This is a genomic window from Serratia sp. CC22-02 (assembly GCF_900182895.1).
GTDB classification, from domain to species: Bacteria; Pseudomonadota; Gammaproteobacteria; order Enterobacterales; family Enterobacteriaceae; genus Serratia; species Serratia nevei.
The window spans coordinates 207,218-231,973 of the sequence record NZ_FXUD01000001.1 but is presented as its reverse complement, the minus strand read 5'-3'; the positions used below and the strand labels follow the sequence as shown (position 1 = coordinate 231,973).

General features: G+C 63.7%; 22 protein-coding genes. 9 read left to right on the top strand and 13 right to left on the bottom strand.

Annotated features, from left to right (window positions below; translation table 11 throughout):
- Positions 1–39: 39 nt before the first annotated feature.
- From QOL81_RS01040 to QOL81_RS01010, 7 genes are all read right to left on the bottom strand, one after another.
- A complete protein-coding gene (locus QOL81_RS01040) occupies positions 40–1,266 on the bottom strand; it encodes a Zn-dependent hydrolase (RefSeq protein WP_060418730.1) in 1,227 nt (408 codons plus the stop codon).
- Positions 1,263–1,754 carry an L-2-amino-thiazoline-4-carboxylic acid hydrolase gene (locus QOL81_RS01035; protein ID WP_060418733.1) on the bottom strand — a complete coding sequence of 164 codons (492 nt, stop codon included), beginning with the start codon at positions 1,752–1,754 and terminating at the stop codon, positions 1,263–1,265. The genes QOL81_RS01040 and QOL81_RS01035 overlap by 4 nt, the downstream gene beginning before the upstream one ends.
- An 18-nt stretch (positions 1,755–1,772) precedes the next feature.
- Positions 1,773–2,876 (bottom strand): branched-chain amino acid ABC transporter substrate-binding protein, encoded by a 1,104-nt coding sequence (locus QOL81_RS01030; RefSeq protein WP_369803927.1) that lies wholly within the window; start codon positions 2,874–2,876, stop codon positions 1,773–1,775.
- 82 nt (positions 2,877–2,958) lie between these two features.
- Complete coding sequence (locus QOL81_RS01025; protein WP_141959310.1) at positions 2,959–3,672, bottom strand: ABC transporter ATP-binding protein; 714 nt, start codon at positions 3,670–3,672, stop codon at positions 2,959–2,961.
- The gene (locus QOL81_RS01020; protein ID WP_060418738.1) at positions 3,665–4,435 is read right to left on the bottom strand and encodes an ABC transporter ATP-binding protein; all 771 of its coding nucleotides are present in this window, start codon (positions 4,433–4,435) and stop codon (positions 3,665–3,667) included. The genes QOL81_RS01025 and QOL81_RS01020 overlap by 8 nt, the downstream gene beginning before the upstream one ends.
- A complete protein-coding gene (locus tag QOL81_RS01015) occupies positions 4,432–5,544 on the bottom strand; it encodes an ABC transporter permease subunit (RefSeq protein WP_060418741.1) in 1,113 nt (370 codons plus the stop codon). The genes QOL81_RS01020 and QOL81_RS01015 overlap by 4 nt, the downstream gene beginning before the upstream one ends.
- A 10-nt stretch (positions 5,545–5,554) precedes the next feature.
- Complete coding sequence (locus tag QOL81_RS01010) at positions 5,555–6,505, bottom strand: branched-chain amino acid ABC transporter permease (RefSeq protein ID WP_283439579.1); 951 nt, start codon at positions 6,503–6,505, stop codon at positions 5,555–5,557.
- Positions 6,506–6,674: 169 nt separating this feature from the next.
- Between QOL81_RS01010 and QOL81_RS01005 the strand changes: the two genes are divergently transcribed.
- Positions 6,675–7,604, top strand: a complete 930-nt coding sequence (locus QOL81_RS01005; protein WP_283439578.1) for a LysR substrate-binding domain-containing protein — start codon at positions 6,675–6,677, stop codon at positions 7,602–7,604.
- Here QOL81_RS01005 and QOL81_RS01000 read toward each other — a convergent pair.
- Both QOL81_RS01000 and QOL81_RS00995 read right to left on the bottom strand, forming a co-directional pair.
- Positions 7,601–8,920 (bottom strand): ABC transporter ATP-binding protein, encoded by a 1,320-nt coding sequence (locus QOL81_RS01000; RefSeq protein WP_038880164.1) that lies wholly within the window; start codon positions 8,918–8,920, stop codon positions 7,601–7,603. The two genes, QOL81_RS01005 and QOL81_RS01000, sit on opposite strands and share 4 nt — an antisense overlap.
- Before the next feature lie 12 nt (positions 8,921–8,932).
- Positions 8,933–10,672 (bottom strand): ABC transporter permease, encoded by a 1,740-nt coding sequence (locus QOL81_RS00995; protein ID WP_283439577.1) that lies wholly within the window; start codon positions 10,670–10,672, stop codon positions 8,933–8,935.
- Between the two features lie 240 nt (positions 10,673–10,912).
- Here QOL81_RS00995 and QOL81_RS00990 point away from each other — a divergent pair, with 240 nt between their 5' ends.
- Both QOL81_RS00990 and QOL81_RS00985 read left to right on the top strand, forming a co-directional pair.
- Entirely contained in the window at positions 10,913–12,778 is a 1,866-nt protein-coding gene (locus tag QOL81_RS00990) for a potassium transporter Kup (RefSeq protein WP_283439576.1), read from the top strand.
- Positions 12,779–12,873: 95 nt separating this feature from the next.
- Positions 12,874–13,176 carry a cupin domain-containing protein gene (locus QOL81_RS00985; RefSeq protein WP_047730662.1) on the top strand — a complete coding sequence of 101 codons (303 nt, stop codon included), beginning with the start codon at positions 12,874–12,876 and terminating at the stop codon, positions 13,174–13,176.
- On the opposite strand, the gene QOL81_RS00980 is transcribed toward QOL81_RS00985, so the two are convergent.
- Positions 13,173–13,763, bottom strand: coding sequence for a TetR/AcrR family transcriptional regulator (locus QOL81_RS00980; protein ID WP_060418755.1), 591 nt, complete (start codon positions 13,761–13,763; stop codon positions 13,173–13,175). The two genes, QOL81_RS00985 and QOL81_RS00980, sit on opposite strands and share 4 nt — an antisense overlap.
- A 140-nt stretch (positions 13,764–13,903) precedes the next feature.
- Between QOL81_RS00980 and QOL81_RS00975 the strand changes: the two genes are divergently transcribed.
- From QOL81_RS00975 to QOL81_RS00965, 3 genes are read left to right on the top strand one after another with little or no spacing between them, the layout of a single operon-like run.
- A complete protein-coding gene (locus QOL81_RS00975; protein ID WP_283439575.1) occupies positions 13,904–14,959 on the top strand; it encodes a sugar phosphate isomerase/epimerase family protein in 1,056 nt (351 codons plus the stop codon).
- A 25-nt stretch (positions 14,960–14,984) separates the two neighbouring features.
- The gene (locus QOL81_RS00970; protein WP_060418759.1) at positions 14,985–15,881 is read left to right on the top strand and encodes an alpha/beta fold hydrolase; all 897 of its coding nucleotides are present in this window, start codon (positions 14,985–14,987) and stop codon (positions 15,879–15,881) included.
- A complete protein-coding gene (locus tag QOL81_RS00965; RefSeq protein ID WP_060418761.1) occupies positions 15,868–16,770 on the top strand; it encodes an alpha/beta hydrolase in 903 nt (300 codons plus the stop codon). The genes QOL81_RS00970 and QOL81_RS00965 overlap by 14 nt, the downstream gene beginning before the upstream one ends.
- 48 nt (positions 16,771–16,818) lie before the next feature.
- Here QOL81_RS00965 and QOL81_RS00960 read toward each other — a convergent pair whose 3' ends face one another.
- Positions 16,819–18,252, bottom strand: coding sequence for an NAD-dependent succinate-semialdehyde dehydrogenase (locus tag QOL81_RS00960; RefSeq protein ID WP_060418763.1), 1,434 nt, complete (start codon positions 18,250–18,252; stop codon positions 16,819–16,821).
- A gap of 196 nt (positions 18,253–18,448) precedes the next feature.
- On the opposite strand from QOL81_RS00960, the gene QOL81_RS00955 reads away from it, so the two are divergent.
- Together QOL81_RS00955 and QOL81_RS00950 are read left to right on the top strand one after the other, a co-directional pair.
- Entirely contained in the window at positions 18,449–19,276 is an 828-nt protein-coding gene (locus QOL81_RS00955; RefSeq protein ID WP_060387784.1) for an AraC family transcriptional regulator, read from the top strand.
- A 98-nt stretch (positions 19,277–19,374) separates the two neighbouring features.
- On the top strand, positions 19,375–20,343 hold the full coding sequence (locus tag QOL81_RS00950) for a DMT family transporter (protein ID WP_060418765.1): 969 nt from the start codon (positions 19,375–19,377) through the stop codon (positions 20,341–20,343).
- A gap of 27 nt (positions 20,344–20,370) precedes the next feature.
- On the opposite strand, the gene fusA is transcribed toward QOL81_RS00950, so the two are convergent.
- Both fusA and QOL81_RS00940 read right to left on the bottom strand, forming a co-directional pair.
- Positions 20,371–22,476 carry an elongation factor G gene (gene fusA / locus QOL81_RS00945; protein ID WP_015377944.1) on the bottom strand — a complete coding sequence of 702 codons (2,106 nt, stop codon included), beginning with the start codon at positions 22,474–22,476 and terminating at the stop codon, positions 20,371–20,373.
- 239 nt (positions 22,477–22,715) lie between these two features.
- On the bottom strand, positions 22,716–22,964 hold the full coding sequence (locus tag QOL81_RS00940; protein ID WP_004938127.1) for a glycine zipper domain-containing protein: 249 nt from the start codon (positions 22,962–22,964) through the stop codon (positions 22,716–22,718).
- 221 nt (positions 22,965–23,185) lie between these two features.
- Here QOL81_RS00940 and QOL81_RS00935 point away from each other — a divergent pair, with 221 nt between their 5' ends.
- Entirely contained in the window at positions 23,186–24,682 is a 1,497-nt protein-coding gene (locus tag QOL81_RS00935; RefSeq protein WP_283439574.1) for an alpha/beta hydrolase, read from the top strand.
- Positions 24,683–24,756: the final 74 nt, after the last annotated feature.

Below are 24,756 nucleotides of genomic sequence, written 5' to 3'. Positions count from 1 at the left end.
TTGAATATTTTTTGCCCCGGCGAAAAACCGGGGCGAGGTTCAGGCGTCGGCGTGTGCCAGCAGCGCGTTCAGCAAGACGTCGGCACCGGCGGCGGCCCAGGCGGGGGTGATGTCTTCCCGTTCGTTGTGGCTGATACCGTCCACGCAGGGAATGAAAATCATGGCGGTCGGCGCGACGCGATTAAGGTAACAGGCATCGTGGCCGGCGCCGGAAATCATGTCGCGATGGCGATAGCCCAAGGCTTGTGCGGCGTGGCGTACGCTGTCGATGCAGCCCCGATCGAAAGCGATCGGAGGATACTGAAAGATGCGCTCGGCGCGAGCGGTCAGGCCGCCTCCGTTGACGTGGTTTACCGCCGCCAGCAGGCGCTGCTCCATCTGCTCCAGGGTTGCCTCCTCTGGATGACGGAATTCGACGCTGAAAAAGACCCGGCCCGGCACCACGTTGCGTGAATTGGGGGTGATTTGTGCCATGCCCACTGTGGCGCGCGCATCGGGCGCGAAATCCCAGCCGATACCGTTGACCGCCGTCACCAGCTCGGTGAAGCCCAGCAGGGCGTCGCGGCGGCGATCCATCGGCGTGGTGCCGGCATGGGCGCTGAAGCCGACGACCTCCAGTTCGTACCAGCGCTGCCCTTGTGCGGCGGTCACGACGCCGATGTCGAGGTGTTCCGCTTCCAGAATCGGCCCCTGTTCGATGTGCAGCTCGAAGGCGGCGTGGGTCGGCATGCCGCCCACCGGATGCTCACCGGCGTAGCCGATGCGTTCCAGCGCCTCGCCGAGGCTGACGCCATGCTCGTCGCGGCGCGACAGGCCGTATTCCAGGTCGAAGACCCCGGCGAACACCCCGGAGGCGATCATCGCCGGCGCGAAGCGCGCGCCTTCTTCATTGGTCCAGTTGATCACTTCAATCGCGCGTTCGGTGACGATCTGCCGATCGTTAAGGCTGCGAATAACCTCCAACCCGGCCAGCACGCCGTAGATGCCGTCGAAACGGCCACCCTGGGGCTGCGAGTCGCCGTGAGAACCGGTGACCACCGGCGCCAGCTCGGGCCGCGAACCTTCACGGCGCAGGAACATGTTGCCCATTCGATCGACGCGCACGCTGCAACCGGCCTCCAGTGCCCAGAGACGCAGCTGATCGCGCGCCTGCCGGTCCTCTTCGCTGAGCGCCAGGCGGGTGACGCCGTTGTCGGCGATGGCGCCGAACTGCGCCATCGCGTGCAGGCTTTGCCACAGGCGCTCGCCGTTGACCCGATACGTCATTGTTCTTCTCCCGGCGTTTTGGCGGTGTAGCGGAAATCGCAGCAGGGGGCGCCGGACATGATGGTTTGGCTGCGCTGCAGCTCGACTTCCGGGGCATAGCCGACGATAAACTGGCTGTCGCGCGCGCAGGAGAGCAGGTGGCCGATTTCCCCCAGCCCCATCTCGTGATACATCTCGGCATAGCGGCAGCGGGTGACGTTATAGTCGAAGTGCTGTTCGTCCTGGTTGATCACCTCGACGCGCAGCGCATCGTCTTTTTCCCACAGGTACTGCAAGGCGGCGAAGCTGCGCAGATCCGCGCCGTTCGACTCCTGTGCGGCGAACTGCTTGCCTGCCGCGATGGCGGCATTCTCGATGGCTTCGCCGATCACCGCCTGAGCGCGCACCTTGCCGATTTCACGCACCAGAATCTGGTAGATCGGTTTGATGATCTCCGCTTCGATCTTTCTGCGGGCCAAAATGCCCAATTCGTTGTTTGCACAGCTCATCGCCTTGCTCCTCTTGATTTATTGTGGTTTGGCGCCGCCCAACACGGTTTGCGGCTGCCATTTGCCGTCCACGACCCGGTACAGGGTGAAGCTCGGCTGTTGCAGGTTGCCCTGCGCATCGAAGGCAATGGCGCCGGTCACGCCCTGGTAATGTATGGCGCGCAGTTTCGGCAGGTAATCGGCCGGATTGGCCGAGCCGGCCTGTTCGATGGCGGCGATCAGCACCCGGGTGGCGTCGTAGGCGAAGGGCGCATGCAGTTCGATGTGGGTGTGGTAACGATCGCGGTAGGCTTGTTCAAACGCCTTGCCGCCCGGCATCTGTTCCAGCGGCAGCCCGGGCTCCAGTGCCACCACGCCTTCGCCTTCCCGCTGCGCCAGCGTCAGGAAGGTCTGGCTGACAAAGCCGCCGGCGCCCATCAGCTGCGCGTTCATGCCCAGCTGTTTCAGTTTGCGCGCCAGCGGTGCCGCCTGGGAATCCACGCCGCCGAAGAAGATCAGATCGGCGTTTTTGCTGCGCACGGTGGTCAGCACGGCGCTGAAATCGACGGTCTTGTCGTCGACGTACTCGCGGGTGACCGGCTGCACGCCCTGGGCCTGCAGCGATTTGATGAACTCGTCCGCCAGGCCCTGGCCGAAGGCGGTGCGATCGTCGATCACCGCGATGCGCTGGGCTTTCAGCGTTTTCACCGCATACTGCCCGGCATAGTTGCCGCCGTCGTCGTCGTGGCCCATCACGCGGAAGCTGGTGTCAAAGCCTTGTTGCGTGTAGCCGTGGCCGGTGGCGACCGGCGCCACCTGGGCGATGCCGGCGTCGTGGTAGATGCGCGCCGCCGGGATGCTGGTGCCGGTGTTCCAGTGGCCGACCACGCCGGCGACGCCTTCGTCGACCAAACGCTGCGCGACGGCCACGGCGGTGCGCGGATCGGACTGATCGTCCTCGGACAGCAATTTGAAGGTGACCGGTTTGCCGTTCAGCGTCGGCTTTTGCGCGTTGGCGTCGGCGATCGCCAGGCGCGCGCCGTTTTCGAGATCTTTGCCGATGCGCGCGGAAGGGCCGGTCAGCGGCCCGGCCAGGCCGATCAACACGGTGTCGTCCGCCAGCGCCGGAAGGCTCAGGATCATCGTTACGGCGGCCAGCGCCAACGGCTTGATGCGAAAGTTCTGCTGCATGTCATACTCCTGGTGCGGTTAAAGGTAGCAACGGTTATTCACCCAAATAGATCTGTTTGATTTTTTCATCGTCCAGCATCGCGGCGGAGCGGCCGCTGTGGCTCAGGCTGCCGCTGTCCAACACATAGGCGCGATCGGTAGACTCCAGCGCCAGGCGGGCGTTTTGCTCGACCAGCAATAGCGTGACGCCGTCACGAGCCAACTGTTTGATGACCGAAAAAATGGCCTCCACCACAATCGGCGCCAGCCCCATCGACGGTTCGTCCAATATCAACAGGCGCGGGCGGCTGAGCAGCGCGCGGCCCATCGCCACCATCTGCTGCTCGCCGCCCGAAAGCAGCCCGGCCGGTTGATGCAGGCGCTCGTTCAGGCGTGGGAAGGTGGCGCATACCCGCTCGAAATCGTGCCGCACCGCCGGTTTGTCACGGCGCGTATAGGCGCCCAGCTGCAGGTTTTCTCGCACCGTCAGGCGGGTGAAAATGCCACGACCTTCCGGCACCATCACCAGCCCCTGTTGCAGCAAGCGGTGCGGCGGCACGCCGCGAATCGAACGGCCGTCGAACAGGATGTCGCCCTCGAACGGCTGCAGGCCGGTCAGCGCCCGCAGGCTGGAGGTCTTGCCCGCGCCATTGGCGCCGATCAACGTGACCTGCTCGCCGGCGTTGACCATAAAATCGATGCCTTTGACCGCGTGAATGCCGCCGTAAGACACGTTGAGTCGTTTAACGCTCAGCAGGGCTTCAGACATGCGCGCCGCCTCCCAGATAGGCCTGAATGACCGCCGGTTCACGCCGAACCTGCGCCGGTTCGCCTTCGGCAATCGCTTTGCCGTAATCCAGCACCGTCAGGCGATCGCACAAACCCATCACCAGCTTGACGTCGTGTTCGATCAACAGCAGCGTTTTGCCGCTGTCGCGAATGCGCAGCAGCAGCTCGCGCAGCGCCACTTTTTCTCCGGCGTTCATGCCGGCCGCCGGTTCGTCCAGCGCCAGCAGCCGGGGCTCGGTCGCCAGCGCGCGGGCGATCTCCAGACGGCGCTGGTGGCCGTAGGCGAGATCCCCGGCGCGGTAATGGGCAAATTGGCCGATGCCGACATACTCCAGCAGCGCATGGGATTTATCGCGTACCGCCTGTTCTTCCTCCCTGGCACGGCGGTGGCGGGCGATCGCCGCCCACAGGCCGTTGCGGGTGCGTACGTGGCAGCCGACCATCACGTTTTCCAGCACGCTCATTTCGTTGAACAGCCGCAGGTTCTGGAAGGTGCGGGCGATGCCGGCCTGCGCCACTTTATCGATCGCCTGGGGCTTATAGCGCTGGCCCTGCAGGCGAAATTCGCCCTCGTCGGCACGGTACAGGCCGGTGATCAGATTGAAGCAGGTGGTTTTACCGGCGCCGTTTGGCCCGATCAGGCCATAGATTTCCCCCTGGCGGATGCTCATGCTGACGTCATCCATCGCCGTCAGGCCGCCGAAGCGTTTGCTGACGTGGTGTAAAGCGAGCAAAGGCGTCATGCGGCATTCCCTCTTAGGTGGCGGGCCGGCCACAGGCCCGCCGGGCGATACAGCATCACCAGGATCAGCGCCAGGCCGTAAAACAGTTGGCGGATAATTTCCGGGTCGATCAGCACTTGGCCGAACAGCGCCTGCTGCAGCGGCCCCATGCTGCTGCGCAGCAGCTCCGGCAGAGCGGCCAGCAGCAGCGCGCCCAGGATCACGCCGGGGATGTGCCCCATGCCGCCGAGCACCACCATCGCCAGTACGGCGATCGACTCTTGCAGGGTGAACGATTCCGGCGACACGAAGCCCTGAAACGCGGCGAACAGCGCGCCGGCCACGCCGCCGAAGGTGGCGCCGATGGCAAAGGCCAGTAGCTTGAAGTTGCGGGTGTTGATGCCCATCGCCCGCGCGGCGTCCTCGTCTTCGCGGATCGCCGTCCACGCGCGGCCAATGCGCGAGTTTTGCAGCCGCAGGCTGATAAACAGGATCGCCAGCAGCAGCGCGGCGAACAGGTAGTAATAGAGATACAGGCCGGAGAAACGCACGCCGAACCACTCATGCATGCCGGAAAACTTCAGCCCGAACAGGCTGACCGGGTCGATGCCGGAAATGCCTTTGGGGCCGTTGGTGAGGTTGACCGGGCGGTCGAGATTGCGCATCAAAATACGCACGATCTCGCCGAAACCGAGCGTGACGATCGCCAGGTAGTCGCCGCGCAGCCGCAGCGTCGGCGCGCCGAGCAGAATGCCGCACGCCGCCGCCAGCAGCGCCGCCAGCGGGATCAGCCACAGCATCGACAGGTGCAGCCCATCGGGGAACCACTGCAGCAGCAGCGGGAACTGCTGCGTCAGATGCGGTGACGACAGCAGCGCGGCCAGATAGGCGCCAACGGCGTAAAAAGCGATAAAGCCCATGTCCAGCAATCCGGTCATGCCCACCACGATGTTCAGCCCGAGCGCCAGCATCAGGTACAGCAGCGCGAAGTCGACGACGCGCACCCAGTAGTTGCCGCCGGCGGCGCCCGCCACCCAGGGTGCCAGCAGCAGGGCGAGAATGAACAGCGTCAGCCCCAGCCTGGCGCGCCGAGGCGTGGCCAGAGGAAGCGAGGAAGTTAAAACGGTCATCGTGATGTCCTTATGCGCGCGTGGCGATGCGTTCGCCCAACAGCCCGGAGGGGCGGAAGACCAGCACGGCGATCAGCACCAGAAACGCGAATACGTCCTGGTAGTTGCTGCCGAATACGCCGCCGGTCAGCTCGCCGAGATAGCCGGTGCCCAGCGATTCGAACAGCCCCAGCAGCAAACCGCCGAGCATCGCGCCGCGCAGGTTGCCGATGCCGCCGAGCACGGCGGCGGTAAAGGCTTTGATGCCGGGCAAAAAGCCCATCGAGAAACCGGCGTTGCCGTAGTTGCTGGCCATCATGATGCCGGCTACCGCCGCCAGCGCGCCGCCGAGCGCGAAGGTCAGAACGATGATGCGGTCAGGACTGATGCCCATCAGGCCGGCGACCTGCGGGTTTTCCGCCGTGGCGCGCATGGCGCGGCCGAAACGGCTGTGTTCGACCAGCAGCCAGAGGCCGGCCATGACCGTCACGGCCACCGCCAGCGTGACGATCGCGGTGCCGGTGATCACCGCCGGCGCATGTTCGGCGCTGCCTGCGGTCAGGGCGATGGGCGTCATCGGCAACAGCTGCGGAAACATCAGGGGATTGCGTGACCAGATCAGCATCGCCAGGGTTTGCAACAGCAGCGAGACGCCGATGCCGCTGATCAGCGGGGCCAGGCGCGGTGCATTGCGCAACCGGCGATAGGCCAGACGTTCGATCGCCATCGAGGTGATGGCGCAGACGGCCATGGCGAACAGGGCCGCCAGCAGCAGCGTGGCGTAGGGCGGTAACGCGGGAAAATGATGCTGCAACGCGCCGATCGCCGACAGCGCGCTGAGCGCCCCGACCATCAGCACGTCGCCATGCGCGAAGTTGATGATGCGCAGGATGCCGTACACCATGGTGTAGCCGAGCGCGATCAGCGCATAGATGCTGCCGAGCATCAAACCGTTGACGGTCTGCTGTACCAGCGTATCCATAGGGAGAGTCCGGAGATAATGAGTCAGGAGGCTCACAGTAGAGAATTTAAAAAAATTGTAAAATACGGAAAAATACTTTCTTATACAAAAAACGAGTGATTTTAATGCTTTGATTTTTATGTATATTAAATAAAACCTTCTCCCTGACTTTCCATAAAACAATCGATATATGAAAAAAACAGAACAGTACGATGAGCCGTTGCCGATGTTGCCGAACGATCCGCCGCTGCGCGCCGTGCGGGCGTTCGAGGCCATCGCGCGCCTGGGCAGCATCAGCGCGGCGGCGAAGGAGCTGATGATTTCGCCTTCGGCGGTCAGCCATCAGCTGAAAACGCTGGAGGCATTCTTGCAGATGCCGTTGACCGAAAGGCAGGGGCGCCATCTGGTGCTGCGCGGCGAGGGGCGGGAATATTACCGCTCGATCCGGTCGGCGTTTAACGTGCTGCGCCAGGCGACCGAACACGTTCGCGAGCAGTCCGCGTCGCGGCAGGTCACCATCAGCCTGATCCCGCTGTTCGGCATGGGCTGGTTCATTCCGCGGCTGCGCGGCTTTCTGCGCGAAAATCCGGATATCGACATCAATGTGGTTTACGCCAACCACCGCAATTACCTGAGCGACGCCGCCGATCTGTCGATCCGCTTCGGGGTTGGGCAGTGGACCGGCTATCGCAGCGAAAAGCTGATGTCCGGCCAAATGGTGCCGGTGTGCAGCCGGGCATTCAGTAAACTGCACGGTTTGCTCGATACGCCGGATCAGCTGGCGGCGCTGCCGCTGCTGCATGACGAGGAGCGTAATACCTGGATGCAATGGTTTCAGCTGGCCGGCGTTAAACGCCCGCTGCGCAGCATCGGGCCGATGTTCGAAGACGGGTTGCTGACGCTGGCGGCGGTGCAGGCGGGATTGGGGTGTGCATTGATGCGCGAGCCGTTAATCGCCCAGTACCTTGAAAGCGGCGAGTTGATCAAAATGTTCGATCTGCCGATCGACGACGGTCGGGATTATTACCTGTGCGCTCGCCTGGATAGCGAACTGTCGCAGGAGGGTGAAAACCTGCGGCAGTGGCTGCGCCACGAAGCCGATGAGCGCCGGCTCGCTTAAAACTCGACGTCCTCCAGGCTGAAAAACGCCGTTTGATCGTTGTAGGAGAAGATTTCGCCGTAACGCCCCCAGTTGATCACCGTATCCAGCGTCTCTTTGGCGGCGCTGTCCGACAGCGAATCCTCCAGCTCCTGCTCGAAACGCACGCGCGGCGCGCGGTGCCCCGGCCGCTCGTCCAACACGTTTTTGATCAGCGCGGCCAGCGGCACATAGCGCAGCAGATGCTCCGCGAACAGCACTTTGCGCGCCTGAACGTCGCCGTCGGCGAAGGCGCGCGCCGGCGGCGTCAGGAAGATGTCGCCTTCACGCACGTCGGCGAAGCCCAGCGACTGCAGCACTTCGGCGATGGGGAACAGCTCATCGACCTCCAGATGCAGCGAGAGGGCGATCTCCGGCATGTCGGCACGGCCGAAATAGGGCGCGGCGGCCAGGGTTTCGATCAGGCCGGCGATCAGGTTGGTGGACACGTGCGGCAGCCGGGTGCCGAGCTTCAGCCCTTTCTTGACGTTGCCGTCGGTCGGGCGGGCGGTCATCTTGGCGTACACATCGTCCACCAGGCGGCGGAACTGCGGATCCAGCCGGTTGCGCGGGTGGCTGAACGGCACCTTGATTTCGGCGATCACCCGGCCGGGGTTGGAAGAGAGCAGCAGAATGCGATCGCACATGAAGACTGCTTCCTCGATGTTGTGCGTGACGATCAGCACCGATTTGATCGGCATTCGCCCCTCGGTCCACAGATCCAGCAGGTCGGTACGCAGCGTTTCGGCGGTCAACACATCCAGCGCCGAGAATGGCTCATCCATCAGCAGCAGCGTAGGATCCACCACCAACGCACGCGCAAAGCCTACGCGCTGGCGCATGCCGCCGGAAAGCTCGCGCGGGTAGGCGTTTTCGAAGCCGTCCAGGCCGATAAGATCGATGGCCGCCAATGCCCGCTCGCGCCGTTCGGCAGGGGCGACGCCCAGCGCCTCGAGGCCGGCCTCAACGTTTTGCAGCACCGTCAGCCAGGGGAACAGCGCGAAGGTTTGAAACACCATGGCGACGCCTTTGGCGGGGCCGTTCAGCGGCTGCCCCAGGTAGTTCACCGTCCCGGCGGTGGGGGTAACCAGGCCGGCGATGATGCGCAGCAGCGTCGATTTGCCCGAGCCGGAGCGGCCCAGCAACCCGACGATCTCGCCCGCCCGCAGCGACAGATTGACCCCGTCGAGGATCAGCAGCTCGCCATGTGCCTTGTCATAGCCATGGCTGACCGCGTTGACCGCTAAAATTTCCTCGCCGGGCGAGTGCGTCGCCTGCGTTGGGTGAAGGTCTGACATCTGAACGGCTCCTTAATCGATGCGGAAGCGGGATTCGGCGTAGGCGTAAAGCGGCCGCCACAGCAGACGGTTGAACAGCGTAACGAACAGTGACATCACGGCGATGCCCAAAATGATCTTGGGGAAATCGCCGGCGGCGGTGGTTTCGGCGATGTAGGCACCCAGCCCATGTGCCTTCACCTGGGTGCTGCCCCATTGCACGAACTCCGCCACGATGCTGGCGTTCCAGGCGCCGCCCGACGCGGTGATGGCGCCGGTGATGTAATAGGGGAAGATGCCCGGCAGCATCACCTGGCGCCACCATTGCCAACCGCGAATGTGAAAATTGGCGGCGGCCTCGCGGTAGTCGTTGGGCAACGCGGTGGCGCCGGCCACCACGTTGAACAGAATGTACCACTGGGTGCCCAACACGATCAGCGGCGACAGCCAGATATCGGGGTTCAGCCGGAAGTGGACGATGGTGATGACGAACACCGGGAACAGCAGGTTAGCCGGAAACGCGGCCAGAAACTGGGCGATCGGCTGGATCTTTCCGGCCAGCGTCGGGCGCAAGCCGATCAGCACGCCGAGCGGCACCCAGATCAGCGACGACAGGGCGATCAGCACCGCCACGCGCAGCAGCGTGATCAGCCCCAGCACCATCACATGGCCCACGTCATTGAGCGTCACGCCGGTCTGCACATAGAGAATGACGCGCCAGGTGATCGCCAGCGTCAGCAGGATGACGATGGCGCTCCAACACCGATCGATCGTGCGCGAACGCCGCTGCCGTTGGGCGCTATTGCCGCGGCGCAACGGCCGGGCGGGCAGGCTCAGTTTCAGGCGCGCGGTTTTGGCCAGCAGCGCGCCCAGCGGCGTCAGCAGCAGGTGGATCAGGCGCGTGCGGCGCATCAGGTTCAACAGCCAGGAAGTGGGGGCGCTCGCCGAGCGGGTGGTTTCCATGCGGAATTTATCCGCCCATGCCACCAATGGCCGAAACAGCAGTTGATCGTAGGCCAGGATCACCACCGTCATGGTGAGCAGCACCCAACCTATCGCGGGCAAATCCTTGCTGAGGATCGCCTGCGCGAGATACGCGCCGATGCCCGGCAGCGTAAAGGTGTTGTTGCCGACGGTGATCGCTTCCGACGCCACGATAAAGAACCAGCCGCCGGACATCGACATCATCATGTTCCAGATCAGCCCCGGCATGGCGAACGGCGCGTCCAGCTTCCAGAAACGTTGCCACGGACTCAGATGGAAGCCGTGCGCCACTTCTTGCAGATCGCGCGGCACGGTGCGCAGCGACTGGTAGAAGCTGAAGGTCATATTCCACGCCTGGCTGGTGAAGATGGCGAACATCGCCGCCAGCTCGACCCCGAGCACCCGGCCGGGGAACAGCGCGATGAAAAAGGTGACGGTGAAAGAGATGTAGCCGAGTACCGGCACCGACTGCAGGATATCGAGGATCGGCACCAGCACCTTTTCGGCGCGCCGGCTCTTGGCCGCCAGGGTGCCGTAGACCAGCGAGAACGCCAGCGCGGCCACCATCGCCACCAGCATGCGCAGCGTGGTGCGCAGGGCGTATTCCGGCAGGTTGGCGGGATCGAGCGATATCGCCTGCGTTTTCAGCGTGACGATCGGTTGCAGGGTTTGATGCAGGCCGATGGCCATCATGGCGATCAGGCCGATGATCAGCGGAAAGGCGATGACGTCCCAGCCATTGGGCAGCAGGCGCCGGGCGGAAACATGGGTGTTGAGCCGGACGTTCATTTCACTTCTCCCACGGCGGGCGCAAACAAGAAAGTGACAATCGCATAAGGACTATAGACCATCCGGCGCGGGCGATTCTAAACCGTTGCTCACCGGCGGCGGTTTCTGTGCCGCAAACGGGCGATACTGTAACCCGTGAAGATGACGGTTAAGTTATGCTTATCGCTGCCGAGCGAGTGGCGCGGCGGCAATAAAGTGACAATAATTCCAACTCACTGTGCAAGGCTAAGGAGCAAGCAGATGTCTGTCGGCAATGATACGGAAACCTCGAACAAGACCGGCCTGGCGCCGTTGGCGCTGGGCGCTTTGGGCGTGGTGTTCGGCGATATCGGCACCAGCCCGTTGTACACCCTGAAAACCGTGCTGTTTCTCTCCGGCGATGCGCCGTCGGCGCCGGTGATCCTTGGCCTGCTGTCGCTGATTTTCTGGACGCTGGTGATCGTCACCTCGCTCAAATACGCCATGTTCGCCATGCGCATCGGCAACCGCGGCGAGGGCGGCATCATGGCGCTGATGTCGCTGCTGGTCAGCAGGCGGAAATCCCGGCCGCTGGTGCTGTTCGCCGGCCTGTTCGGCGCGGCGTTGATCTACGGCGACGGCGCCATCACGCCGGCCATCTCGGTGCTCTCCGCCCTCGAGGGGCTGAATATCGTGCTGCCGGCGTCGCAGCCCTACATTCTGCCGGCGGCGGTAGTGATTTTGCTCAGCCTGTTCGCCATTCAGCCGCTGGGTACCGCACGTATCGGCCGCGTGTTCGGGCCGATCATGGCGCTGTGGTTCCTGTCGATCGCCGCGCTGGGCGTGTGGGGCATCATCCAGCACCCGGCGGTGCTGCTGGCGCTGAACCCGATGTACGGCATTCATTTTCTGTTCTCGAACGGGCTGACCAGTTTCCTGGTGCTGGGCGGCGTGTTTCTGTGCGTCACCGGCGCCGAAGCGCTGTACGCCGACATGGGGCACTTCGGCAAACGGCCGATTTGGCTGGCCTGGTTCGGCATCGTTTTTCCCAGCCTGTTGCTCAACTACGCCGGCCAGGCCGCGCTGATTTTGGCCGGCGCCGACGTCACGCAGAACATCTTCTTCCGCCTGTGCCCGCCGGCGCTGCTGATCCCGCTGGTGATCCTGGCCACGCTGGCGACGATCATCGCCAGCCAGGCGATCATCAGCGGCGCGTTTTCGATGACCCGCCAGGCAATCCAGCTGGGTTGGCTGCCGCGGCTGCGGGTTAAACAAACCACCGAGGAAAGCTACGGGCAGATCTACATCGGCGCCATCAACTGGCTGCTGATGGTGGTGACGCTGTTCCTGACGGTGTTCTTCAAATCCTCGGACAATCTGGCCGCCGCCTACGGCATCGCCGTTTCGTTGACCATGATCATGACCACCGCGATGCGCGAGGTGTGGCGCTGGGGGCTGGCCGCCAGCCTGTTGGTGGCGGGGTGTTTCTTCGTGGTCGATCTGAGCTTCCTGACGGCCAACCTGACCAAGGTGTTGCAGGGCGGTTACATCCCGCTGCTGCTGGCCGCCGCGGTCTATACCGTGATGCTGATCTGGCATCGCGGGGTGCTGGCGGCCGTGCGCACCCTCGGCGAGACGACGGTGCCGATCGCGGATTTCCTGGCGAAAATCCAGCGTGAATCCGTGCCGCGGGTGCTGGGCACCGCGGTCTTTCTCACCCGCAGCCTGCAGGGCACGCCGCCGGTAATGAAATGGCACGTCAAACGCAACGGCTCGCTGCACGCCAACGTGCTGGCGCTGACCATTGCCATCGTCAATGAACCGCGGGTATCGAATGCCGAACGCCTGGTGATGCGCGAACTGGTGCCGGGGTTTTGGTGCGGCGTGGCCAGCTACGGCTTTATGGAGCGGCCGAACATCCCGCAGCTGCTGCAGCACGTCGAAGCGCAAAAATGCGGCCTGAACTTCGACGAGGCGACTTACTATCTCGGCCATGAAACCGTGGTGCGCCGCGAGGCGAGCGACCGGATGCCGTCCTGGCAGCGCAACCTGTTCGCGCTGATGGTGCGCAACGGCATGCACGTCACGGATTATTATTACCTGCCCAGCGATCAGGTGGTGGAGATCAGCCGCCGGGTGCCGGTATAGGCCGGGCGGGCATAAGCTACAACCCGGGATTCTTTCCACGCCGGCCGCAGTCGGCGTAGAGTGCCGCTACGTTCGATAACCACAGGGGGGTACCGATGCTGTTCGATTTAAACCTGCAGGCGGCCGAACTGCCTGAGGCCTGGCGTTCTACCGTGCTGGGCCGCGTCGGTGCGGCCAATATCAAAGTGCTGCGCATGGATGAGCGCAGCATAGCGGATGAAGTGCATGATTACAGCGAAGGGCTGCTGGTGATCCGCGGGCAGCTGCGGCTGCAGGTGGCGGGGGAAACGATTGTGGTGCAGGCCGGCCAGCTGTATCAGGCCGCGGCCGGCGTGCCGCACCGCGTGTTGCCGGGCAGCGAAGGCACGCTGGTGATTTTCGATCTGCCCGAAGATTAAGCGTCGCCCAGGGCGGTGAGCGCCACCTTTACCGCCGCCAACAGTCGCGCTTCAGTGACGCCGTCACGCGCCTGAATCGACAGGCCGTGCAGGAAGACGGCGAAAAAGTCCCCCAGGCTGTCGGCGTCGGTGCCGGCCGGCAGTTCGCCGGCTTGCACCGCCTGCCGCAGCCGTTCGACGATCTGCTGGGTGCGCTGCAACCGATGCTCAGCCAGCCAGGTTTTGAGCCCGTCGTTCTCCGCACTGACGCTGGCGGCGGAGGAGACCACCATGCAACCCTGCGGCAGATCCGGCCGGCTGTAGAGCCGCACGGCATCTTCCAGCATACGTTGGATCGCCGGGCGAACGCCGCTTTCCTGCGCGAAGGCGCGATCGGCGAAGCCGCCTTCCTCGGTTTCATAACTGGCGATCGCCTCGCGGAACAGCTGCTCTTTGGAGCCGAACGCCTTGTAGATGCGTGCGGAAGCAATGCCCAATTCCGCCACCAGATCCGACATCGAGGTGCCTTCGTAACCCTGTCGCCAGAATAAGTTTCGCGCCTTCAAGAGCGCCTGTTCGCGGTCGAACTCGCGCGGTCTGCCTGCCATTCGCTGCTCCAATTTACCTGCCATTCAGCAACATAGGATCGCTTAAATCGGCGGGAATACCAATGTCTTTATAAATTTCGCTTGCGGTCATCGCGCTTTGCTCCTATTGTTTGTCAATCGACAACCAATAGGAGTATACGATGAAAACCCTCAAAGGTCCAAGCCTGCATCTCGCGCAGTTCAGCGATGAGACAGCGCCGTTCAATAGCCTGCCCGCCATCGCCGAATGGGCGGCGCAGACCGGCTTTAGTGCGCTGCAGATCCCGGCCTGGGATCGGCGTTTATTCGACGTGGCCACCGCCGCGGAAAGCCAAACCTACTGCGATGATTTGACCGGCATGTTGGCGGAACAGGGGTTGGTGGTCAGCGAGTTGACCAGCCATATCTTCGGCCAGCTGATGGCGGTACACCCGGCTTACGATGCGCTGTTTGACAGCTTCGCGCCGCCGGCGCTACAGGGCAATCCGCAGGCGCGTGGCGAGTGGGCGCGGCAGCAAATGCTGTTGGCGGTGAAGGCGTCGGCGCGGCTCGGGCTCAGAGAACTGGGCACCTTTTCCGGTTCGCTGGCCTGGCCCTATCTGTTTCCGTTCCCACAGCGTCCGGAAGGACTGATCGATACCGCGTTCGACGAACTCGCCAGGCGCTGGCTGCCGGTGCTTAACGCCTGCGACGAGCAGGGGATCAACCTGTGTTACGAAATTCACCCGAGCGAGGATCTGCACGACGGCGTGACATTCGAAATATTTCATGAGCGCGTCGGCCACCATCCGCGCTGCCGGGTGCTGTTCGACCCGAGCCATATGGTGCTGCAGCAGCTCAACTATCTGGAGTTTATCGATATCTATAAAGAGGTTATCGGCATGTTCCACGTCAAGGACGCCGAGTTCAATCCGACCGGTCGGCAGGGTATTTACGGCGGCTATCAATCCTGGATCGATCGCGCCGGCCGCTTCCGCTCGCTGGGCGACGGCCAGGTCGATTTCAACGGCATCTTTTCACGCCTGACGCAGTACGGTTATTCGGGCTGGGCGGCGCTGGAGTGGGAATGTTGCCTGAAAAACCCGCAGGACGGCGCACGCGAAGGCGCAGCCTTCATTCGCGATCGCATTATCCACGTCACCGACAAAGTGTTCGACGATTTCGCCGGCGCGCCGGTCAACCCACAGCAGATCAATGCCTTGCTCGGCATTCGCTGAGCCTAATCCTTCAGGGAGTTACCCCATGCAATACCGACAGAACGAGGTCACGTTGGCGGATCTCGCGGCGGAACACGTCTATCTCCAGGTCAACGGCCGGCGCCTTCACTGCGTGGTGGCCGGTGAAGGGCGGCCGGTGCTGCTGATCCCTGGCTGGCCGCAAACCTGGTACACCTGGCGCCATGTGATGCAAGCGCTGGCGGCGGCCGGTTTTCAGGCGATCGCCGTCGACCCGCCGGGCATCGGCGATTCTGACAAGCCCGCTGGCGGCTACGACACCGGCAACGTTGGTGCGACGTTGCACGCGATGATGGCGCAGCTGGGCCATGAACGTTACCAACTGGTTGGCCACGACATCGGCATGTGGATCGGCTACGCCATGGCGAGCGATTTCCCGCAGGCGGTGGAGCGTCTGGTGCTGACGGAGGCGGTGATCCCCGGGCTGGCGCCGCCGCCGCCAATTTTCGTCGCGCCGGAGGAGAACATCTTCCTGTGGCATTTCATGTTCAACCAACTGGCGGATTTGCCGGAGGCCCTGACCCAGGGGCGTGAGCAGGAGTATCTTGGCTATATCTTCAATCGCTGGTCCTATCGGCGCGATCGGGTGGCGGCGCAGGTGTATATCACCGCCTATTCGGCGCCGGGCGGCCTGCGCGCCGGATTCGACTATTACCGGGCGATCCCGGAGACCGTGCGGCAGAACCGGCTGCGCGCCGCCACGCCCCTGACGATGCCGGTGTTGACGGTAGGGGCGGAGCACGCGACCGGTAATGCGCCGCTGACGACGCTGCGGGGCAATGCGCACGATCTGCGGGGCGAAACGGTCGCCGGCTGCGGGCATTTCATTACTGAGGAGTGCCATGAGGAATTTATTGCCCTGATTACGCCGTTCCTGGCAGGAGAACCCCATGCCGCTCGATGAACGCATCGCCGCCTTCTTGACGGCGTCGGCCGATGCGCCGCCCCCCGCGTCGCTGGCGGAAATGCGTGTGGCCACGGAAACCGGTTTACGCCGGCTGCAGGGCGAGGCGGAGCCGAGCGGCGGCGTCAGGGACTATACGGTGGTCGCCGCCGATGGACACAGGATTGCGCTGCGCACTTATCTACCGGCAGGGGAAAACCGCGCGAACGCGCAACCGGCGATGCTGTTCGCCCACGGCGGCGGCTGGTGCCTCGGTTCGCTGGCGCTGTACGATCGGCCCTGTCAGGCGCTGGCCAACGCCACCGGCCGGGTGATCCTGTCGGTCGACTACCGTCTGGCGCCGGAATACCCGTTTCCGCAGCCGCTGGAAGATGTCTACCAGGCGCTCTGCTGGGTGGCGCAACAGGCGCCGCAGTTGGGGATCGACGCGCAGCGCCTGGCGGTGGGCGGCGACAGCGCCGGGGGCAATCTGGCGGCGGCGGTCGCGCTGTTGGCGCGGGATCGCGGCGGCCCGCACATCGAGCGCCAGCTGCTGCTGTACCCGGCGCTCAGCCGCGAGATGACGACGACGAGCTATCGCGAGTTTGCCGAGGGGCACTTTCTGACGCGCGACGCGATGGTATTTTGTTGGCAGCAGTATCTGGCCCAGCGGCGCGATCCCGGCGCCGAGCCGCTGCACGCCGCCACGCTGCGCGGGTTACCGCCGGCCACCATCCTGAGCTGCGAATACGATCCGCTGCGCGATGAGGCCGAGCAGTATGCGCAGCGGCTGCGCGAGGCGGGCGTGCCGGTGCGCTGCGAACGGTTGCCGGGCATGGTGCATGCCTGCATTCACATGCTGGGGCTGACCCCGGCGGCGCGGCGGCTGTTCGAACTGGCTCGCGAGTAAAAAAAAGCCCCGCACTGCGGGGCTTTTGGCTATTCATCCGACGCGCGATTAACGGCCGGCGACGGTGACGAAGCGGGTTTCCAGGTAGGACTCGATCGCTTCGCTGCCGCCTTCGGTGCCGTGACCGGAGTCTTTCACGCCGCCAAACGGCGTTTCCGGCAGGCCGAAACCGATGTGGTTGATGCTCAGCATGCCGCTCTCCACGTCGCGCCCCAGCGCATTGACGGTGGCGATGTTGCGGCTGTAAGCGTAGGCGGCCAGCCCGTACGGCAGGCGGTTGGCTTCGGCGATCGCCTCGTCATAGGTGGCGAACGGGCGCAGCAGGGCGACCGGGCCAAACGGCTCTTCTGACATGGCGCGCGCGCTCAGCGGCACGTCGCGCAGCACCGTCGGCTCGAAGAAGTTGCCTTTGCCCGCCACGCGCTTGCCGCCGGTGCTGGCTTTTGCCCCGTGGGCGACGGCATCCTGCACCAGCGCCTCGATATTGTCGACGCTGCGGCCCAGCACCATCGGCCCCATGGTCACGCCGTCTTCCAGCCCGTTGCCGAGCTTGAGCTCACGCACGGCGGCGGTGAATTTCTCCACGAAGGCTTCATAAACGCCTTGCTGGATCAGGAAGCGGGTCGGGGCGATACAGACCTGGCCGGCGTTGCGGAACTTGGACTGCGCCAGCTCTTTGGCCGCCGCGTCGAGATCGGCGTCGTCGAAGATCAACACCGGCGCGTGGCCGCCCAGCTCCATGGTGGCCTTTTTCATATGCTGGCCGGCCAGCGCCGCCAGATGCTTGCCCACGCGGGTGGAGCCGGTGAAGGAGATCTTGCGAATGGTCGGATGCGGGATCAGGTATTCCGAGATTTCCGCCGGGGTGCCGTACACCAGCGCGATCACCCCGGCCGGGATCCCGGCGTCGGCGAAGGCTTTGATCAGCTCAGCCGGCGAGGCCGGCGTTTCTTCCGGGCCTTTGACGATGATGGAACACCCCGCCGCCAGCGCGGCGGACAGCTTGCGCACGATCTGGTTGATCGGGAAGTTCCACGGCGTGAAGGCGGCCACCGGGCCGACCGGCAGCTTGAGGGTTTGCTGCTGCACGTCGCGGGCGCGGGACGGAATGATTTGCCCGTAGGTGCGGGTAGCTTCGCCGGCGAACCAGTCGATGACGTCGGCGGCGTTGAGAATTTCGATTTTGGCCTGCGCCACCGGTTTGCCCTGTTCCTGCGTCATGACGGCGGCGATGGCATTGGCGCGTTCGCGCAGCAGCGCCGCCGCTTTGCGCATCAGGTTGGCGCGCTGGTGCGCGGCGGTGTCGCGCCAGACGTTAAATCCGCGCTCGGTGGCGGCCAGCGCCAGATCGAGATCCTCTGTGGCGGCGTGCGCCACTTGACCGATTATCTCGTCGGTGGCGGGGTTGGTGACCGGCAGGGTTTTCCCGGCCAGCGCGTTGCGCCATTGTCCATCGATATACAGTTGAGTATCCGGATACATTGTTGCCTCTTGTTTGCGGAGTGTCAGGGGCCGATGAGCTTCGCGATGCGGCACGCCTGAAAGGGACAGGGACCTTAACCCTACGCCGAATGGCGGCGATCGTCCAGGCGAGGGGCACGAAAGCGCCAGGGCGGCTACTCAATCGGCGATGTTTTGGCTATGCTGAGCAGATTGTCAGCACGGACGAGGAGGTCGGGTGCAAGGGGTACCACAACAGTTTCCGTTCGAGAAGGATTGCGCGCAGTTCCGGCATTTGTCGCATCTGCCGGGCGTCGAACTTTATCAGGCGCATATCGAACGCTATGCCTTCGAGCCGCATACCCACGATGCCTTCGCTATCGGCACCGTAGACACCGGAGCGGAGCGTTTCCGCTATCGCGGCGCGCAGCATCTGGCGGCGCCGGGCGCGCTGGTGCTGATGAACCCCGATGAGCTGCATACCGGCGAAGCCGAAACGCCGGGCGGCTGGTGTTACCGCATGCTCTATCTGGCGCCCGAGGCGCTGGAGCAGCTGTCCGGCGATAGGAGCCAGTGGTTCACCGATGCGGTGCGCCACGATCCGCGGGCGGCGCAGCGCCTGTCCGCCATTCTCGCCACGCTGTGGCAAACCGACGATCCGCTCACGCTGGACGGCCTGCTGTTGGAGGCGGTCGAGCTGTTGCACCCGCACATTCGCACCGGGCAGCGGGAAAAAGCCGAGGCGGCGCACCGTTTTGAGGTGGTGAAAAGCTACCTGCACGACAACTTCGCCGAGGCGGTGACCCTCAATCAGCTGGCCGAGCTGGTGTCGCTCAGCCCGTACCATTTTCTGCGCAAGTTCAAGGCCGAATACCACGTTTCGCCGCAGCAGATGCTGATGGCGATCCGGCTGTCGCAGGCCAAACGCATGCTGGAGCGCGGCATGCCCGCCGCACAGGTGGCGGCGGCGGCGGGGCTGACCGATCAGGCACACCTGACGCGCGCCTTCGCCAATCGTTACGGCGTCACGCCAGTGCGTTTCCAGAAACAGGTGAAATTGGGCTAAAACAGCAACCTGCTACAATAATTCCTTCCCGCGTTTTCGCTACTCTGCCGCTGTCTTGTCGGGCGGGTTGGCCGCACCGGCCGTTTGTCGGAGTCGTTATGTTCATTGGCGTTGTGTTTGCCCTGGCCGCCGGGCTGATGTGGGGATTGATCTTCGTCGGCCCGCTGCTGGTGCCGGATTATCCCGCCGCGCTGCAGTCCACCGGGCGCTATCTGGCCTTCGGGCTGATCACCTTGCCGCTGGCGTGGTTCGATCGCCGCCGCCTGCGCAAGCTGCGGCGCCAGGATTGGCTGGAGGCGCTCAAGCTGACGGCTATCGGTAACCTGCTGTACTACCTGTGCCTGGCCAGCGCCATTCAGCGTACCGGCGCACCGGTATCGACCATGATCATCGGCACCTTGCCGGTGGTGATCGCCATCTGCGCCAATCTGTTTTACGGCCGCCACGACGGGCGGCTGGCCTGGGGCAAGCTGGCGCCGGCACTGCTGCTGATCGTCTGCGGGTTAGCGTGCGTGAACGTCGCCGAGCTGCGCGGCAACGCGCTGCCGATCGACGGCTGGCGTTATCTCAGCGGCCTGGGGCTGGCCGTGTTGGCGGTGGCGTGCTGGACCTGGTTCCCGCTGCGCAACTCGCGCTGGCTGCGGGAGAACCCGACGCAGCGGCCGGCTACCTGGGCCACGGCGCAAGGGCTGGTGACGCTGCCGCTGGCGCTGCTGGGCTATCTGGCGGTCTGCGGCCAATTGGCGCTGAGCGAACCGGCGTTCGCCTTGCCGTTCGGCCCGCGCCCTGAGGTGTTTATCCCGCTGATGCTGGTCATCGGCGTGTTCTGCTCCTGGCTGGGGGCGCTATGCTGGAACGAAGCCAGCCAGCGCCTGCCGACGGTATTGGTGGGGCCGCTCATCGTGTTCGAAATTCTGGCGGGGTTGGCCTATACCTTTCTGCTGCGCCAGGCCTGGCCGCCGCTGCTGACGCTGGCCGGCATCGTCTGCCTGATCGCCGGCGTGGTGTACGCCATGCGCATCAAGCCGCAGCCGGTGGTGGTGGCGCTGGAGGACAAGCAGGGGTGACGCCCGCCGCGAAGGCGGGCGCGAGGGTTAACGCTTGCTGTGGTGAATGATCTCTTCGGCCACGTTGCGCGGCGCTTCGGCGTAGTGGCTGAATTCCATGGTGTAGGTGGCGCGGCCCTGCGACATCGAACGCAGGGTCGTCGAGTAGCCGAACATCTCGGACAGCGGCACCTTGGCACGAATTTCCTTGCCGCCGCCGCCCGGTATCTCTTCCATGCCCTGCACCAGGCCGCGGCGTGAGGAGAGGTCGCCCATCACGTTGCCGGCATAATCTTCCGGCGTTTCCACCTCCACCGACATGATCGGCTCAAGGATCACCGGATCCGCCAGGCGGCAGGCTTCCTTGAAGCCGAAAATCGCCGCCATGCGGAACGCCTGTTCCGACGAGTCGACGTCATGGTAAGAACCGAAGGTCAGGTGCACCTTGACGTCCACCACCTGATAACCGGCCAGCACGCCGTTGTTCAGCGCCTCGAGCACGCCTTTTTTCACCGCCGGGATAAATTCGCCCGGAATGACGCCGCCCTTGATCTCATCGAAGAATTCGAAGCCTTTGCCGGGTTCGTTGGGTTCGACGGTCAGCACCACGTGGCCGTATTGCCCTTTACCGCCGGACTGGCGCACGAACTTGCCTTCCACGTCGGCCACCCGCTTGCGGATGGTTTCGCGGTACGACACCTGCGGCTTGCCGGTGGTGGTCTCAACCCCGAATTCGCGGCGCATGCGATCGACGATGATCTCCAGGTGCAGCTCGCCCATGCCGTAGATGATGGTTTGGCCGGATTCTTCATCGGTGCGCACGCGGAACGACGGATCTTCCGAAGAGAGGCGCTGCAGCGCGATGCCCATTTTCTCCTGGTCGCCCTTGGTCTTCGGCTCGATCGCCTGGGCGATCACCGGCTCGGGGAAGGTCATGCGTTCCAGCGTGATGATGGCGCCGGGGTCGCACAGCGTATCGCCCGTGGTGACGTCCTTCAGGCCGACGCAGGCGGCGATGTCGCCGGCGTGCAGCTCGTCGATGTCCTTACGATCGTTGGCGTGCATCTGCACGATGCGGCCGATGCGCTCCTTTTTGCCCTTGATCGGATTGTAAACGCTGCTGCCTTTGGCCAGCACCCCGGAGTAGACGCGCACGAAGGTCAGCTGGCCGACGAACGGGTCGGTCATCAGCTTGAACGCCAGCGCCGAGAATTTTTCGTTGTCGTCGGCTTTGCGGGTGATGATTTCATCGTGTTCGCCGTGGCCCTCCATCGGCGGCACGTCGAGCGGCGAGGGCATCAGCTCGATCACCGCATCCAGCATGCGCTGCACCCCTTTGTTGCGGAACGCCGATCCGCACAGCATCGGCTGGATTTCGCCGGCGACGGTGCGCACCCGCAGCCCGTGGACGATCTCCTCTTCGCTCAGCGGTACCTGGTTGAGGTATTTCTCCATAAGCTCTTCCGAGGCTTCGGCGGCGGCCTCAATCATGTTTTCGCGCCACTCCTGCGCCGAATCGCGCAGCTCGGCCGGGATCTCTTCGAAGCTGAAGTTCATGCCCTGCGAGGCTTCGTCCCACAGTATGGCCTTCATCCGCACCAGATCCACCACGCCGCTGAAGTGGTCTTCGGCGCCGATAGGGATAACGATCGGCACCGGGTTGGCTTTCAGGCGCTCGATCATCATTTTGCGCACGCGGAAAAAGTCCGCGCCGATGCGGTCCATTTTGTTGACGAACGCCAGCCGCGGCACCTTGTATTTGTTGGCCTGGCGCCAAACGGTTTCCGACTGCGGCTGCACGCCGCCCACCGAGTCATAGACCATCACGGCGCCGTCCAGCACGCGCATCGAGCGCTCCACTTCAATGGTGAAATCGACGTGCCCGGGGGTGTCGATGATATTGATGCGGTGCTGCGGATAATTATGCTGCATGCCGTTCCAAAAGCAGGTGGTGGCCGCCGAGGTGATGGTGATGCCGCGCTCCTGTTCCTGCGCCATCCAGTCCATGGTCGCCGCGCCGTCATGCACTTCACCCAGCTTGTGGCTGACCCCGGTGTAAAACAGAATCCGCTCGGTGGTGGTGGTCTTGCCGGCATCGATATGCGCGGAGATGCCGATGTTGCGGTAACGTTCGATAGGGGTGGTGCGAGCCATAATCAACCTTTCTTAGCCGCGTGAAGGAGAGCGGCTTAAACAGCATGGATAATGGTGATAATCCTCAGAGGGTTATCTGCCGGATCGCAGAGCCTCGCTCTGGTCACAAACTAATCGTAGTTGAAGGCGTTGGTTTTTTTAAGCGATGGCTGTGATAGATGAAAGTTTGCGCGCAGGGGGAGAAAAGGGCGAAAAAAAAGGCCCGTAACGGGCCTGTTGTCGAGCGGCGCATTCGCCGCTTATTTGCGTCCCAGCAAGAAGCCGAAAACGATGCCGACCGCCGCCGCAACGGCCACGCCGGCCAGCGGGTTGGCTTCCACCTGGGTTCTTACGCTGTCCGCTGCGTCTCGGGCGGCATAGCTGGCCTGGGAGGCGTATTTGCGCGCCGCGCCGCGCACCTGATGCTCCGGCGAATCGACGGCTTTGCCGAACGCTTCTTCTACCGCGCCTGCGGCTTCATTGGCTTTGTCTTCCGCTTTACCAAACATGCTGCTCTCCTGATCCTTGTGGGTTAACGAATCCTAAGCCTAGCAGGTAGACGCCGTTTTTTGCAGCATTCTGTGCGTTATAAGAGCAATCCGAGCAGAGAAAAATCTTGCCGGGCGCGCGGTGACGGCTTCACCCGCACGGCTTTTTGTGTTCTATTGGCTAGCTGTTTAACCGGGTATCGTTAACCTTTGACCGATTCGTTGAGTTGAAAGGACTCCCCATGTCAGTACTGCGTATTCTGGCGCTGCTCGCCGCGACCGCCGCCGCGTTGCCCGCCCAGGCCAAGCCTGTGCTCCACGGTGCCGCGACCGAGAACGGCATTCGTTGGCAATCATGTCTCAACAGCGGTTTTCAGCGCTGGTTCGATGAGCCGCCACCGCCGGGGCTGCGCTGCGGTTACCTTGAGGTGCCGTTAGCCTACGCCACGCCGCCCGCTCATGCGGCGCAGGCGGGCGAACAGACCGTGCGTTTGGCGCTGACCCTGCTGCCCGCCACCGGGCCGAAAAAGGGCAGCGTGGTGATGATCAGCGGCGGGCCGGGCCTGCCGGGCATCAATCCTTATTTGGGCAATGATGGTCACGTCGCCAGGCTGCGTAAATCCTACGATATCATCGGTTACGATCCGCGCGGCGTCGGCCAATCGACGCCGAAAATCTCCTGTCAGGTGGCCGAAGGCGACGAAACCCCGTCACCGGACGACAACGACGTGGCCGGTGCGGAGAACCAGACGCGCACCCTGATTGCCGCCTGCATCAAACAGACCGGCGCGGACGTGCTGCAACATATCGGCACCGACGAAGCGGTCAACGATCTGAACGCGATCCGCCACGCGCTGGGCGAACCGGGGCTGACGGCGATGGCGTACTCTTACGGCACCAAGGTGGCGGCGCTGTATGCCGAACGTTTTCCGAAGAAAACGCGCGCGCTGGTGCTCGACGGGGTGGTGGATCTGGCGGAAGACGATTTCACCCAGCGGCTGAACCAGGAGCGGGGCTTCCAGCAAAGCTTCCTGCGCTTCGCTGCCTACTGCGGCAAAACCGACAGTTGCCAGCTGGGCGGCGGCGCCAATCAGGCGCTGCAGCGTTATCATGCCTTGCTGCGTAAGCTGCATGAGCAGCCGTTCGTCACCGCGGCGGGGTATGAAATCTCCGCCGACGACGTGCTGACGGTCACGCGTTCGCTGCTGCTGTGGCCGGAGCGCTGGCACGAGCTGGCGACCGTGCTGCGCCAGCTCGATGCCGGGATCGCCGGGCAGCAGGTTTCCGATCTGATCGACGAAAGCTATTCGCCGGATGCCGATGACGCCCTGAACGTCATCACCTGTGCCGACGTCGCCAACCCGACGGCCGATACGCAGCTGTTGCGCCGGCAGCGGCAGGAGATCAATACCGCCGCTATGTATGCCCACTATCTGCCGCTGCACGAATACCCGCTGGAAATGTGCGATCTGTGGCCGTACCGCGGCAAAGATCGGCCGCACACACCGGTGGCGTCTGCCGCGTTGCCGCCGCTGCTGTTCGTCGCGCAGCGCTACGATCCGACCACGCCGTACCGCAACGCGCAGGTGATGGCCGCCGCCTTTAAAAGCCCGCTGATCACCCGCGAACGCGACGGGCATACGCTGGTGCTGAACGGCATCGACAGCTGCGTTGACGAAAGCGTGGTGGATTATCTGCTGGCGCCGAAAAAGCCGCGTCACGACAAGATTTGCCGCTGAGCGGGCCGGGCGTTAGCCCGGCCTTGGCTGTAGCGACCTGCATTTATAAATGGGCAAACCCGCCGCCAGAATAC

What these genes read in the sequence shown, in the direction of transcription:
- QOL81_RS01040 (WP_060418730.1), bottom strand. Translation starts at nt 1,266, where the DNA reads ATGACGTATCGGGTCAACGGCGAGCGCCTGTGGCAAAGCCTGCACGCG.
- QOL81_RS01035 (WP_060418733.1), bottom strand. Translation starts at nt 1,754, where the DNA reads ATGAGCTGTGCAAACAACGAATTGGGCATTTTGGCCCGCAGAAAGATC.
- QOL81_RS01030 (WP_369803927.1), bottom strand. Translation starts at nt 2,876, where the DNA reads ATGATCCTGAGCCTTCCGGCGCTGGCGGACGACACCGTGTTGATCGGC.
- QOL81_RS01025 (WP_141959310.1), bottom strand. Translation starts at nt 3,672, where the DNA reads ATGTCTGAAGCCCTGCTGAGCGTTAAACGACTCAACGTGTCTTACGGC.
- QOL81_RS01020 (WP_060418738.1), bottom strand. Translation starts at nt 4,435, where the DNA reads ATGACGCCTTTGCTCGCTTTACACCACGTCAGCAAACGCTTCGGCGGC.
- QOL81_RS01015 (WP_060418741.1), bottom strand. Translation starts at nt 5,544, where the DNA reads ATGACCGTTTTAACTTCCTCGCTTCCTCTGGCCACGCCTCGGCGCGCC.
- QOL81_RS01010 (WP_283439579.1), bottom strand. Translation starts at nt 6,505, where the DNA reads ATGGATACGCTGGTACAGCAGACCGTCAACGGTTTGATGCTCGGCAGC.
- QOL81_RS01005 (WP_283439578.1), top strand. Translation starts at nt 6,675, where the DNA reads ATGAAAAAAACAGAACAGTACGATGAGCCGTTGCCGATGTTGCCGAAC.
- QOL81_RS01000 (WP_038880164.1), bottom strand. Translation starts at nt 8,920, where the DNA reads ATGTCAGACCTTCACCCAACGCAGGCGACGCACTCGCCCGGCGAGGAA.
- QOL81_RS00995 (WP_283439577.1), bottom strand. Translation starts at nt 10,672, where the DNA reads ATGAACGTCCGGCTCAACACCCATGTTTCCGCCCGGCGCCTGCTGCCC.
- QOL81_RS00990 (WP_283439576.1), top strand. Translation starts at nt 10,913, where the DNA reads ATGTCTGTCGGCAATGATACGGAAACCTCGAACAAGACCGGCCTGGCG.
- QOL81_RS00985 (WP_047730662.1), top strand. Translation starts at nt 12,874, where the DNA reads ATGCTGTTCGATTTAAACCTGCAGGCGGCCGAACTGCCTGAGGCCTGG.
- QOL81_RS00980 (WP_060418755.1), bottom strand. Translation starts at nt 13,763, where the DNA reads ATGGCAGGCAGACCGCGCGAGTTCGACCGCGAACAGGCGCTCTTGAAG.
- QOL81_RS00975 (WP_283439575.1), top strand. Translation starts at nt 13,904, where the DNA reads ATGAAAACCCTCAAAGGTCCAAGCCTGCATCTCGCGCAGTTCAGCGAT.
- QOL81_RS00970 (WP_060418759.1), top strand. Translation starts at nt 14,985, where the DNA reads ATGCAATACCGACAGAACGAGGTCACGTTGGCGGATCTCGCGGCGGAA.
- QOL81_RS00965 (WP_060418761.1), top strand. Translation starts at nt 15,868, where the DNA reads ATGCCGCTCGATGAACGCATCGCCGCCTTCTTGACGGCGTCGGCCGAT.
- QOL81_RS00960 (WP_060418763.1), bottom strand. Translation starts at nt 18,252, where the DNA reads ATGTATCCGGATACTCAACTGTATATCGATGGACAATGGCGCAACGCG.
- QOL81_RS00950 (WP_060418765.1), top strand. Translation starts at nt 19,375, where the DNA reads ATGTTCATTGGCGTTGTGTTTGCCCTGGCCGCCGGGCTGATGTGGGGA.
- fusA (WP_015377944.1), bottom strand. Translation starts at nt 22,476, where the DNA reads ATGGCTCGCACCACCCCTATCGAACGTTACCGCAACATCGGCATCTCC.
- QOL81_RS00940 (WP_004938127.1), bottom strand. Translation starts at nt 22,964, where the DNA reads ATGTTTGGTAAAGCGGAAGACAAAGCCAATGAAGCCGCAGGCGCGGTA.
- QOL81_RS00935 (WP_283439574.1), top strand. Translation starts at nt 23,186, where the DNA reads ATGTCAGTACTGCGTATTCTGGCGCTGCTCGCCGCGACCGCCGCCGCG.